This window comes from Sphingobacterium sp. MYb388 (genome assembly GCF_037479535.1).
In the GTDB taxonomy this organism is placed as follows: Bacteria; Bacteroidota; Bacteroidia; order Sphingobacteriales; family Sphingobacteriaceae; genus Sphingobacterium; species Sphingobacterium anhuiense.
Genome location: NZ_JBBGYV010000003.1, coordinates 465,815 through 479,273, shown reverse-complemented (window position 1 = coordinate 479,273; position 13,459 = coordinate 465,815). Strand labels below are relative to the sequence as shown.

Annotated in this window: 8 protein-coding genes; all 8 read right to left on the bottom strand. The window is 37.2% G+C overall.

From position 1 onward, the window contains the following. Window positions 1–143: 143 nt before the first annotated feature. Entirely contained in the window at window positions 144–1,955 is a 1,812-nt protein-coding gene (locus tag WH188_RS12465) for a RagB/SusD family nutrient uptake outer membrane protein (protein ID WP_206368552.1), read from the bottom strand. 17 nt (window positions 1,956–1,972) lie between these two features. Further along, window positions 1,973–5,065 (bottom strand): SusC/RagA family TonB-linked outer membrane protein, encoded by a 3,093-nt coding sequence (locus tag WH188_RS12460; protein ID WP_168127652.1) that lies wholly within the window; start codon window positions 5,063–5,065, stop codon window positions 1,973–1,975. A gap of 12 nt (window positions 5,066–5,077) precedes the next feature. Next, window positions 5,078–5,653 (bottom strand): discoidin domain-containing protein, encoded by a 576-nt coding sequence (locus tag WH188_RS12455; protein WP_168127653.1) that lies wholly within the window; start codon window positions 5,651–5,653, stop codon window positions 5,078–5,080. Between the two features lie 100 nt (window positions 5,654–5,753). Beyond that, complete coding sequence (locus WH188_RS12450; protein WP_339424094.1) at window positions 5,754–6,437, bottom strand: response regulator transcription factor; 684 nt, start codon at window positions 6,435–6,437, stop codon at window positions 5,754–5,756. 3 nt (window positions 6,438–6,440) lie between these two features. Beyond that, on the bottom strand, window positions 6,441–7,841 hold the full coding sequence (locus tag WH188_RS12445; RefSeq protein ID WP_168127655.1) for a sensor histidine kinase: 1,401 nt from the start codon (window positions 7,839–7,841) through the stop codon (window positions 6,441–6,443). A gap of 102 nt (window positions 7,842–7,943) precedes the next feature. Next, entirely contained in the window at window positions 7,944–10,235 is a 2,292-nt protein-coding gene (locus tag WH188_RS12440) for a GH92 family glycosyl hydrolase (protein WP_339424093.1), read from the bottom strand. A gap of 12 nt (window positions 10,236–10,247) precedes the next feature. After that, the gene (locus WH188_RS12435) at window positions 10,248–10,961 is read right to left on the bottom strand and encodes a basic secretory protein-like protein (RefSeq protein ID WP_339424092.1); all 714 of its coding nucleotides are present in this window, start codon (window positions 10,959–10,961) and stop codon (window positions 10,248–10,250) included. Between the two features lie 6 nt (window positions 10,962–10,967). Continuing rightward, window positions 10,968–13,298: a GH92 family glycosyl hydrolase gene (locus WH188_RS12430; RefSeq protein WP_339424091.1), complete on the bottom strand. Its 2,331-nt coding sequence runs from the start codon at window positions 13,296–13,298 to the stop codon at window positions 10,968–10,970. Window positions 13,299–13,459 lie beyond the last annotated feature (161 nt).

Below are 13,459 nucleotides of genomic sequence, written 5' to 3'. Positions count from 1 at the left end.
TCTTAATATTTAAATTTTGTTAAATTTACGTATCCCTGCATTAACTTAATATATGATACTGTTATAATTACAAAAATTTTAGGTTAAATGGCATAAAACAAATCAAGGTCTTAAAAAGACCTCGATTTGATTACAAACAAACACTACCAACCTACATTTTGAATTAGTTTCTCATTTTTCAGTACTTCATTATTCGGAATTGGAAATAGATAATCCCGCTTTTTAAAAATTCTTGTTTCGATTACCGTTCTCTTAAAGAAATCATTTCCATCGGCATTCAGATTCATTCCATAGACTGGTCCTCCACTGACATTTTCAGCAATTTTCCAACGACGAGTATCAAAATAACGGACATTTTCAAAAGCAAGTTCTACTTGACGCTCTTTTCTAATTGCCTCGCGCATTGCCGCCTGCCCTGCAGGAATAGCAATATCTCCTTCGCCATATCCTGGTACACCAGCGCGTTTTCGGATCAAATTGACATATTTTAAAATATCTGCATTTCCTGGAGAAGATTCATTCAATGCTTCTGCATAGTTCAAATAAATATTCGCTAGTCTTAACAATAAAGCTCCTCGATTATTCCCGTTTGTTCCAACGTTCTTTCTCACTGTATAACCGGTAGGCGTTACATCTGATGTGCTTTGGGATCGGCCTGAATTTCCACTATAATTGAACCATGAGATGACAGGTGTACTACTATTTGCTTGATTAAGCCAATAACTTCCACTATAAGTAATTCCTACATAAAAACGTGGTTCACGGTTTACATACATTTTAAATGTTGTACGATCTGCAACATCATAGGGAGCCTTATAGTTAACAAATCCTACTTCAGAATATTCAGATTTTGAATCGGTAACCGCTAATCCATTTTTCATAAAATAAGCATCTACCATTGCCTGCGTTGCTCCAAGAGCTCCTCCCCCTTGTGCTGCTGATGGGAAACCGACATGTTTTGGTGTACGGTCATATTGTGCATTATTTCCACTATTTGATCGAGCAAATATCCACTCCTTATTCCAATCTATAATCATTACATTGCGGCATGATAAATATGCTGCAACGAAAGGGTCTGCATTTGTTTCCTGATAGAGATCATAATAAGTTGGTACAAATTCATCTATAAACTCCTTGGAAGCCGTTGCAGCAATCTGCCACTTCTGCTTATCTTCTGTCGCACTAAATAAAGCTGTTCCATCTGGATTTTTCAGTGATGCAAAGTCTGCATTTCCATTGTATAAAGGACTTGCCTTTAATAAGAGTGCTTCTGATTTATATGCCTTTACGACTCCCTTTGTAATCCTTCCGTATTCATTATTATTAGGACGATATGGTAATTCTTTATATGCTTCATCTAATTCGTCAACGATATAATCAATACAGGCATCAAAAGGAGTTCTTGCAAGTTTAAGGTCAGAAAGAGGTGCATTGATATCGAGTATCTCTTCACCAATCAACGGTACAGCCCCATATGTTTTTACTAAATAATAATAATAGAGTGCCCGAAGTGCTCGTGCCTCTGCTTTGTATGTTGATTTCATGACTGATGTCACTTCAACAGGGTTTGCATTATCAATATTTTGAATAAAGTATGATGCATTTCGGATACCTTCATAGTAGCTATTCCAAAATCCAGCAACAACACCATCAGTATTGCTCCATACACTTGAAATCATGTTATTTGCATAATTAAAATCCCAGGTATATTTGGCTTCATCGGAGGCCGCAGTCCATGGACCTGCATTACCCGAATTTGTAAATCGTTGTACCAGTTCGTTAGGAATAACACTGTATATATTGGCTAGAAACTTATCTGTATTCGTTTTGGATTTGAAAATATCCTCTACGGTAATCACATCATCAGGTACTTGATCCAAATAATTTTTACAACCATTGAAAGATGTCAAAGCTAAAGCTGCAATTATCATCCAGCTAAATTTATTTATTTTCATTTTTGTAAGATTAAAAGTTAAAATGTTGCTTGTATTCCCATTGAGATTGTTCTAACATTCGGATAACGTGTGCCATTTCCGGTATTCAATTCAGGATCCCAAAGCTTAAATTTGCTCCAATAAAGTAAATTGACACCTTGGACATAGATACGCGCATTCTTCACATTGATCCTTTCCAAAAAGTCCTTTTTAAAATTATAGCCAACATCCATTGTTTTTAAGCGAAGAAAATCTACATCTTTCACCCACCATGTTGAAGCTGCTGAATTATTCTTATTAGCTGCATTTCCATAAGCCAGTCGTGGGTAGAATGGATTTTCCAATGGATTTTCTTCTGTCCAACGGTCTTCTGCAATCGCATAAAGATTGCTTCTTTCGGCACCGGTACTGTTATTAAAAGGAATAATACCGTCTCCACCTATTAGGCGTTGAGCTCCTGAAGTGCCTTGAAAAAATGCGCCAAAATAAAACTGCTTATAGGAAACATTAACTCCAAAACCAAAGACTGAGTTGGGTACATCTCCATGACCTATCCAGCTCACATCATTAGCATCAACCAGACCATCACCATTTAAATCTTTATAACGAATATCTCCTACACGCTGCGCTCCTAAAGCACTTTGATCTGCATGATTTTTGATTTCATCTTCCGACTGAAATAAACCATCGGCCTGATATCCATATATTCCCAATACGTTGTTACCTCTTCTTTCCATATATGGAAAAGGCTGTCTTGGTTGATCATTTTCAAGAATCTTATCTTTATTATAAGTGAAAGTAGCGCGTAGATCTACATGAACATTTCCAACTGGAAATGGTGCTAATTCTAATGTTCCATCAATACCTTTATTTTCAATAATTCCCAAGTTAGCCCAAGGATTATTGGTCAATCCAACATAGTCAGGAAGCGAGGCTCTCTGTAAAAATACACCTGTTCTTTTTTCTTTAAAAAAATCAACTGTTAATGATAATTTACTTTTTAGTGTTTTTATTTCTAAACCTAGATTTTGTTTATGAGATTCCGCCCACTGTACATTTGTTCCATAGTCTGAAATCGCTGTACCTCCATACCCCGTATTACTAAGACCGTTACCAAAAGTATAACCTCCCGCATCCGTATTGACTAAAGTCAGATAACCAAAACGACGAGTACCACCATTACTGCCATCTCCAACTTTACCATCAGAATAACGTAATTTTAAAAAGTTAATTCCATTTTTCACTGGTTCAAAAAATCTCTCATTCGAAACTACCCAGCCGACCCCAAAAGAAGGGAAGAAACCAAACTTCATTCCAGGAGCAAAGTTTTCAGAACCATTATATCCAAAATTACCTTCCACAAAGTACTTATCATCATAAGAATAGGTTAAACGTCCAGCTGTTCCCATGTTACGAAAAGGCAATGACGATGTGACATTATCTGCAAATGCTTCTACGATTTCACGCTGATTATACAATAACATAGCTGAGATTTGATGCTTGTCTGCAATCACAGTATTATAATTTAAAGCAGCTTCGGTGTAAAACTGTCTATTGGCATTATTTGATTTAGAGAATGCCAAATCATCAGCACCCTGCGAAATAATATTTAAGATGGGATTACCTTGATCGTCATATGGAAACAAACGATTTATCAAATAAGTACTCCGATTTCGGGTACGATTGATGGTATGTTCATTCCAGATATCAAATGAATATAAAGCTGAAAAATTCAGTCCTTTTAACCAAAATGACAAATCTTGTGTCAGTCTAGCATTTGACATCACTCGATTGTTAAAAATATTTTGGTAACCTGTTTGCGTTATTTGTCCATATGGATTTGGTTGTGCACCTGCTGAACTAACGCCAGGAACAAAGTTACCTGGATACATGGCTGGATATAAGACTGGATTAGTCTGCATAACATTGCCAAAAGCTTCCTCGGGTTTTACTCCGGGATAATTGATATTTCCGATATTTCCCTGTACTCCCAATTCGAATTTTGTTGTTGTCGTCCAATTCATCGAGATATTTGAAGTAAAATTGTAGCGCTTAAATCTGGTTGTAGCATCATACTTTTGTAGCGCATCAGTTCTAAGCAAACTCGATTCATCATAATAAGCTCCAGAAACATAATAGCTTGCGAATTCTGACCCACCACGGGCACTAAAGTTTGCACGACGATTGCTTGCTGAATTCTTAAAAAGTTGATCCATCCAGTTCACATTTGGGTACAGATAAGGATCTTGTCCTAAGATGGTATTGTTGATATAATTATTTGAATATTCCTTTTGCATTCCTGTAGCTAATCGTGCTTCATTACGCAATAACATATAGGTTACTCCATCTGTTAATTCAGGTCTTTTTGTAAATGATGTAAAACCTTGATTGTAATTAAACATTAATGATGGCTTGCCCGTGATTCCTTTTTTTGTACTGATTAAGATCACCCCATTGGCTCCTGCAACACCGTATACAGCAGTAGCCGAAGCATCTTTCAAAATAGTCAGTGAGGAAATATCTTCTGGATCAAGACCGTTAATATCACGCCCTTGTACTCCATCAACTACTACTAATGGCCCTGTATTTCCAGACATACTTGAGATACCTCTAATCCACAAGTCGGCCCCATCTGCACCCGGAAGTCCTGAGCGCTGTACTCCAACCAGTCCAGAAATTCTTCCTGCTAACATGGTACTTAGGTTAGCTACCGGAAGTTTAAGGTCTTCAACATTTACGCTTGATTGGGCACCGACTACTGAAATTTTCTTTTGTTGACCGTAGCCCACAACCACAACTTCATTAATACCATTACTTGTTGCTTTTAAAATAACATTTATCGTAATTGCATTATTGATAACTGTGCGGAAAGTTTCATATCCGATATTGGTTATGGTCAAAGAATCACCTCGACTTGCAAGTATTTCAAATTGTCCATTTTCTTTGGTTGCAGCAGAGTTTTTTGTCATTAAATTGGTCACTGTTACTCCTGCCAGATTTACATTCATCTCATCACGCACAATTCCTTTTACAAGAACCTGCCCTGCTTGCTGTGCAAAAGTTTCATTGCCCCAAAAGCAACTACAAAAAGCTATAAGAACAAATATTGTTCTGATTATATTTTTCATCATCTAATAGGTTTATTATTGGTTAGCACTTTTTTGAGGATCCGAGATCAATCGCCATTCGGCCATTTGAAACAGACCTGTTCCACCAGCAATTTCCTTGATATTCAGTCTGTAAAACTTGTATTTGGTTGTATTGGAGATGTCAAAGCGTACCTTAAAATTTCGATCTGGGAAAGTGTACCCAGTCTTACTTTCCAATGTTGTCCAGGTTTCTCCATCGTTGGAGGCAACTAGATCCCAATTTTTAGGGTCTCTTCCAGGAGCATCATTGGCAGAGGCTAATACATAAGAAGTTACGGCAATTCCGCCGGGGAAAGTTAATTGTAGAAAAAGATCATTCACATAGGGATTAATTAGAAATTTTGTTGAATAGTCGTCATCGACTACTTTTGGAGAGCCCTCACCAGCACCTGAACCACCACTATTTTCATGGTTAACAGTGAGTTTACCATAAATCGTGATGTCCATTTCAGGCTCAGTTTCTGGGGGTAATAATTCATAATGCTTGACTTCTGTTTTTTGACAAGCACTAAAAGACAACAGCATGCCCACGAAAAGCAATAGTCGCCTAGATCTGGTTAGTTTGTTCATAATAGGCTTAATTAGTTATACTAAAACGAATTAGTACTCTAATATAGAGAAGCCTATTTCAAAAACTTGTTAATCAATTGTTAACATCATTCTTTTTCTATTAATTCCTGATCAAACGTGTGATAAAGCCAACTTTGTAGATTGTTTCAATTTTTAATTGATTAGAATTTAAGAGCACTTTCCGTATTTTAGAAATAAAGACATCTAGACTGCGTCCCATAAAATAGTCACTTTCCCCCCATAGTTTATTGAGTATTTCTTCTCTGGTCAGTACGCGATCTAAATTTTGCAATAGATATTTCCACACTTCAAATTCACGTGCAGTCAAACGTAATGTTTTCCCTCCATTAACACGTACTTCCATAGCACTGCAATACAAAACAACATCTGCAATTTGTAGTTCTTCTATCTTTTTCTCTTTGCCACGCGCTAAAATATTGTTCATGCGCCATAAGAGCTCTTCCGTATCAAATGGTTTGGTGACGTAATCTTCTGCTCCTAGCTTGAGTCCTGCAATACAGCTTTCCTTTGCATTCCGTGCTGTTAAAAACAAGAAACGAAATCCAGGTTTCAAAACCTTTATCCGCTTCACCAATTCAAAACCATCAAATGATGGCAGTTGAACATCGACTAGCAATAAATCGAAATTTTGTTTTTTACTCAACATTAAAGCTTTATCCCCATCATCGACTAGCTGTACATGAAACCCACTTCTTTCCAGATACCATTGTACCTCTACTCCAAGATCTACATCATCTTCTATAAGTAATATTTTTCCTTCCATATCCTATTTACTAATTGGAATTATTATTCTAAAAATAGTCCCCTGATCTTGAAAAGTCTCCAGGTCAAGTTTCCATTTATGTACCGCAACAATATTATAAACAAAATATAAACCCAACCCTAATCCTGTTGAGGATCTGATCTGCCGACCTCTTTGGAACTTATTAAATATGCGACTTCGATCCTGTTTATCAATTCCAAACCCATTGTCGCCAATTTCAATCATTAACGATTTTGGGGAAATATATAAAACATTTACTTGCACTCTCTTGTGTTCACTTACGTTGTATTTCAATCCATTTTCAACTAAATTGGTGATTAAAGTGGTTAACATAAAATGATCGTAATAAACATATAAATCAACTGTATGAGGTTCAAAATTCAATACTACAGTTGCTTCTTTTTTCCATTTAATTTGACTATCAAGAATAATATCATTGAGATCTTTTACTAAAAGATGTTTTTGAAATTGTGCAGCCTGTGGATCAAAAGCTGACACCTCCAATGCTTGATTGATCAGTTTATCTAATCTTTGGGTCTGCCTAGTGATGACATCCACACTTCTGTAACCACCTTCCCATTTTTTATCTTCCAGGTCTGCTTTTAAATTTTTGACAGAGACCTGTATGGTTGTTAAGGGTGTCTTAAATTCATGCGTCACATGATTAAAAAAATCGGCTGAAATCTCATTCAATTTTTTTTGTCTTATCCAATTTCTCATGGTAATGAAAAATAAGAAAACGATGACTAAAATACTACTGCTCGATAAAAGCAACAATGGGGCAATAGCCATAACTATATTTTTTACCTGATTGTGCTTACTAGCATATAACTTAAAGGCAATTAAGCTAGAATTTTTGGAGGGAACTGTAACCGTAATGGCAGAGACAATATTTTGCGGACGAACGACCTCAAACTTTCCATCGATTAATCCATCTTTATCTGTCGAATTAACTTCAAACAATGAGTAATAGATTTTACCGTCAAACGTTAGCGCAAGCTTATCCAAATACAAAGCATAATCATACTCGGTCAAGTCCAGTTTTAGGTTTCGAATGATATTGTGAAACTGAATCTCAAAATCTGCTTTCTTTTTTAATTCTCCCAAAATTTCATTTCCCAGATCTTTTAATTTACGGCGAAAAAGCTTTGGGTCTTCATGATACAGCTTTTGTAATGTTTCATACTGTGGTACCAAGATCGAATCAATAATTGCCTGCCCCCCTGGATACAACTTGTCATTGATGATAGATTCCTCATATGCTAATTTGATCTCTGCCTTTTCATTTTTCAGGAACTCAAGCTGTTCAATTTTATAAACGCTCGATATCAGTCTCAATTGAAGTAAAATTAAGACCACAAAGCTGGTAATGGCTACTGCTTGAATGATCTTAATTTTACTCATCTTCTTATTCATAAACTTTATCATTGACAGGTCCACAATAAACGATCTGATCTATGCTTTTATGAAACTTGATTTATTTATATGATAGGTCAATATAAAAATCTATTTCCCTGGCTTATCAGTCATCTCAAATTGCAGTGCCCCTCCATTCATAATGGCAGCATAAGAAAGTTTCAAATCAGCTAAAGGTTGACCATTTAAGCTTACTTTTTTTACATAGACATTTTTTTCGGATTGATTTTTCACATCTATTGTAATCGTTTTCCCATTTTCTAGGTTAATCTTTGCCGATTTGACCAATGGACTCCCTATCCAGTAAGCATCATCTCCAGGTGCAACTGGATAAAAGCCCAAAGCAGTAAATAGATACCATGCAGACATCTGTCCACAGTCATCATTTCCACCTAAGCCTGCATGTCCATTATGATATTGATTCCGGATGATCTGACGTACACGAGCTTGTGTTTTCCAAGGGCTAGCGGTTTGATTATATAAATATGCTACATGGTGCGATGGTTCATTACCATGTACATAGTTACCAATAATTCCATCGCGAGTGATATCTTCTGTATGTTCGAAATATTTATCTGGTAATTCCATTGTAAACAAGGAATCCAGATAGTTTTCTAATTTTTTGCCCCCCCCCATCATTTCCATCATAGCCACTGGCTGATGTGGTACATATAAACTGTAATTCCAAGTATTCCCCTCTATGAATCCTTGACCATGGGTCTCCAAAGCATCGAATTTGGATCTGAATACTCCTTTTGAATCTTTAGGGCACATAAAACCAATGGTCCGGTCATAGACATTTTCCCAGTTAGATGCTCTTTTCATAAAAATCTGATAGACGTCTTCTTTCCCTAATTTTTTAGCTAACTGTGCAATACACCAATCATCATAGGCATATTCCAATGTATTGGAAACTGAAGTGCCCGATATTTCATCGGGTACATATCCTAGATCGATATAGGATCCTATTCCTTCATATTTACGTGCATTTGCTGTTTGAACACATGCTGCCAACGCGGCTTCGGCATCTCCTTTGTAAACTCCTTTCAAAATTGCATCTACCACCACCGAGACTGAATGATACCCGCTCATGCACCAATTATCATTGGCATAATGTGACCAAATAGGCAACATTTTCAAGACACTTTGATCATAGTGTGCCATCATGGATGCTACCATATCGGCATTGCGCGTAGGATTGATTAAATTCATTAATGGATGGAATGCCCTAAAAGTATCCCATAACGAAAAAGAGGTGTAATTGGTAAATCCCTTTGCTTGATGCACCTCTTGGTCCAAACCTTTATACTCTCCATTCACATCCATATACACTGTCGGCATCAGACTGGCATGGTACATGGCGGTGTAGAAATTAATCAGATCTTCTTTGTTCAGCATATCCACCTGTACTTTGTTCAATTCCTGCTCCCACGATTTTTGACCCGCTTTCACATAACTTTCAAAGTTCCAATCTGGTGCTTCGTATTCCATATTCGCAAGCGCATTCTTCATACTTACGGGACTTAGTGCTACCTTCATCAAAACCTCCTCACCATCCTTCGTGTCAAAATCCAGATTCATTTTGATCTGATGTGCGGCTAAATCCGGAAAATTATTTTTTTGATCAAATTTTCGCCAAAACCCCGCATAAACCTGTTTTGCATCTTCATACTTAGCTCCATAATTTTTAAATGCTTTCGAAGTTTTAATCGCAAAATAAACTGTCCTTGTACGAGCCCACCCATTTGTTTGACGGTAGCCTACGATCGTCGAGTCATTCAAAACCCGGACTACGGTCCAAACATTTTTAGCTTCGTAATTATAGATACCAGCGGTTAAATCTAAGATCAAGTGAGAAGCATCAGATTTCGGAAATGTATACCGATGTATGCCCACCCGACTTGTGGTCGTCATCTCTGCTTTAATCTGATGTTTATCTAATAGTACTTTATAATAATTTGCTTCTGCAACTTCATTACTGTGTGAATATGGTGATCGATATCCATCCTGTGGTCTATCGGCGGTACCAGGATTAAGCTGTACTTTACCCTGTGTTGGCATAACCAAGATATCACCCAGATCAGAATGTCCAGTACCACTAAAATGAGTATGACTGAATCCAACAATGGTCGGATCATCATATTGGTATCCTGCACAATACTTATAGACATCACCGTTATATTTACCATTCATAGCATATGGGATAGTATCTGTATCAGGACTTAATTGTACGGCACCAAATGGCACTGTTGCACCTGGAAACGTATGTCCCATCCGTGCTGTCCCGATCAAGGGTTTTACATATTGTATTAAATTGGACTGCGCCTGTAGCAGGTTAGGAAACAGGAACAATCCTAAATATAGGAATTGTTTACTTTTCATAAGTTTAGGTTTTTAAAGACTAGGAGCCTGGCTATAGCTTTTCCATAACTCATCCAGCGTCTTTCCGGTTTGCTGTTTCCAAAATCCTTCTGTAAAGGTTTTATTCCGCATTGCGGCATCTAGATTCTTAACAAATCCTTTTTTCACTTTTTTCTCTATCCAAAAGAAAAAACGGGCGGTAACTCGGTATGAGTCAGTATATTTTTGATTGGCATTCCATTCTGGCAATTTCCAATTTGCACCAGCATTGTCAATACCATCGGCAAAACGGACATAATCAGCGATTCCTTCTGTAATCCACCAAGGTCCAGAGCCATTGGGGTAGCTTTGCACGATATGCATCACTTCATGGGTTACGACATCTACATCTCCTGGATTCTTCGCAAACCATTCAGGACTATACCTTACGATACCACCGGCTGTGGCGGCTACTCCTTTATAATCGGGATCGATCACAAAAGATACTTTTTTCATTGTCTTTTTGTTATACGTTTTTGCCAACTTAGGGTAATTGACAAAAAAAGTATGGATCAATTTTTCTTTCAAAACAGGGCTGAAATCTTTATCCTTATTTATCCATATCAATGTATAACCATTCTTTGTAATACTATCGGTATCAACTGCTACCTCACGATCATGTTCTGTATGGCTCCAGTTATCTTGAGCAAGGGCTGATTGACCAGCAATCAACCCTATTACACAACCAACTATCTGACTAAATTTCATTTGTCATTATTTTTTAAAAACTGTCTTTAATTCCGTACTCATCGAATAAGGGGCTGCGTCTAATGTAGCTCCGCGGTTGTAGTTTGGTTTAGAAGTCATATCAAAGGATAGTGTTCCACCTTTCACTAATTCTTGGTGGCTTAACCAGTTCTTGGTGTAGGATTTTCCATTAACTTTTAAGTCATTGACATAGAAATTCTGTGCGCTAGCTTGATTTCCAATAATCTCTACTGTTTTACCATTTTCCAGTTTTAATGTTGTTTTTGCGAAAAGTGGTGCTCCTAATACGTATTCATCTGTTGCAGGACAAACCGGATAAAACCCAAGTGAAGAGAAAACATACCATGCAGAAGTTTGACCATTATCTTCATCTCCACAATAACCATCAGGAGTAGCTTGATACATACGGTCTAATACCTGACGAACCCAATATTGTGTTTTCCAAGGTTGAGCACTGTAATTATACAAGTAGATCATGTGCTGAATGGGTTGATTACCATGCGCATACTGTCCCATATTCGCGATCTGCATTTCACGAATTTCATGGATCGTACCACCGTAATAACTATCGTCGAAAGCTGGTGGTTGTGTAAATACACTATCTAACATTGTATTAAATTGTTTATTACCGCCCATCAAATCAATCAATCCTTCTATATCGTGGAAGACACTCCACGAGTAATGCCAGCTGTTGCCTTCGGTAAACGCATCTCCCCATTTCAATGGATTGAATGGGCTCTGAAATTTGCCATCTTTATTTTTTCCGCGCATTAAGTTTGTTGAAGGATCAAATAGATGGCGGTAATTTTGTGCTCTATTTGCATAAAGTTCAATATCTGCTTTTGGTTTTTTTAAAGCTTTGGCTAATTGATAAATTGTAAAATCATCATAAGCATACTCCAGTGTACGTGCTGCATTTTCATTGATTCCTACGTCGTAAGGCACATAACCTAATTTGTTGTAGTACTCAACGCCTTTACGGCCTACTGCAGTCATTGGTCCCTCATTGTTAGCACCATGCTTCAAAGCCTCATAAAGTGTATTGATATCGTATCCCCTTAATCCTTTAATGTAAGCATCAGCAACTACAGAAGCAGAGTTATTTCCCACCATGATATCTGCAAAACCTGGACTACTCCACTCGGGAAGAAATCCACCTTCTAAATACGCGTTTTTCAATCCTTCTTGCATTTCAACATTGATGGATGGATACATGAGGTTTAGAAATGGATATAGCGCTCTGAAGGTATCCCAAAAACCTGTACCACCGTATAAATATCCTGGCAGTATTTTTCCATTATAAGGGCTATAATGTACTTTCTCTCCAGAGGCATTGATTTCATATAATTTATTTGGAAAGAATAATGTCCGGTATAAAGTTGAATAGAAAGTGCGCATCTGATCGATATTATCACCTTCTACAGCTAGTCGACCTAACTTTTCATTCCAAACAGCTCTTCCATCAGCCTTTACCTGATCGAAAGTACGGTTACCTAATTCATTGAGATTGAGCAATGCCTGTTCGGCACTGATAAATGAAGAAGCTACACGAACTTGAACAGGTTTAGATTTATCTTTCACTTTAAAACCTAAAATTGCTCCGGTCTGATCTGCAGTGGATTTTAATTTACCTTTAAAACGTTCCTTACCTTCCCAAGTTGAGTAATTATCAAAAGGTTGATCAAATATTAAGACAAAATAATTCTTAAAATTGGTCAATTTTCCACGAGAGTAACGTGTAGAATAACCTATAACCATATTCTTTTCAGGAATAATCTGTACTTCAGATCCCTTATCGAATGCATCGAGGACAACAAAAGCTGAATCTGTCTTATTAAAGGAGAATTTAAAATAGGCGGCACGCTCTGTTGGCGTTAATTCTGCAGTTACATCATGATCCGCTAAATACACCGAATAATAATAAGGAGTGGCCTTTTCAGCTTTATGTGAAAACCAACTGGCTCTTTCTTCTTGATCAAAAGTGGCTTTACCTGTTACCGGCATTAAAGAAAACTGTCCGTAGTCATTCATCCATGGCGACGGCTGATGCGTCTGCTTCAAACCTCTTATTTTATCTGCGGCATAGGTATATTGCCAGCCATCGCCATTTTTTCCGGTCTGCGGGGTCCACATGTTCATACCCCAAGGTAATCCGATTGCAGGATACGTATTTCCATTAGACAGCGAAGGTTTTGAATCTGTTCCCATAAGCGGGTTGACCAAATCAACAGGATCAACAGCTTTGCCATTTAATTTCTGGGCAGAAACAGTATTCGTACAAAATAAGGATAGACTTAAGCTCCATGCTATCCCCCATTTTAGGGTTTTAAAAATCATATGTGGTAAGTTAAATTGACATAAATTGGGTATTTCAACATCTATTCACGAAGAAATAATTGATTTAACGAGATTAAAGATAAAACCTTTTAGCAATAAATAAAAATAAATCTTATAGCAATTGGCAAATCCTATCTTCTTTATTACAAAGGAGGTATAAC

What these genes read in the sequence shown, in the direction of transcription:
- WH188_RS12465 (WP_206368552.1), bottom strand. Translation starts at nt 1,955, where the DNA reads ATGAAAATAAATAAATTTAGCTGGATGATAATTGCAGCTTTAGCTTTG.
- WH188_RS12460 (WP_168127652.1), bottom strand. Translation starts at nt 5,065, where the DNA reads ATGATGAAAAATATAATCAGAACAATATTTGTTCTTATAGCTTTTTGT.
- WH188_RS12455 (WP_168127653.1), bottom strand. Translation starts at nt 5,653, where the DNA reads ATGAACAAACTAACCAGATCTAGGCGACTATTGCTTTTCGTGGGCATG.
- WH188_RS12450 (WP_339424094.1), bottom strand. Translation starts at nt 6,437, where the DNA reads ATGGAAGGAAAAATATTACTTATAGAAGATGATGTAGATCTTGGAGTA.
- WH188_RS12445 (WP_168127655.1), bottom strand. Translation starts at nt 7,841, where the DNA reads ATGAGTAAAATTAAGATCATTCAAGCAGTAGCCATTACCAGCTTTGTG.
- WH188_RS12440 (WP_339424093.1), bottom strand. Translation starts at nt 10,235, where the DNA reads ATGAAAAGTAAACAATTCCTATATTTAGGATTGTTCCTGTTTCCTAAC.
- WH188_RS12435 (WP_339424092.1), bottom strand. Translation starts at nt 10,961, where the DNA reads ATGAAATTTAGTCAGATAGTTGGTTGTGTAATAGGGTTGATTGCTGGT.
- WH188_RS12430 (WP_339424091.1), bottom strand. Translation starts at nt 13,298, where the DNA reads ATGATTTTTAAAACCCTAAAATGGGGGATAGCATGGAGCTTAAGTCTA.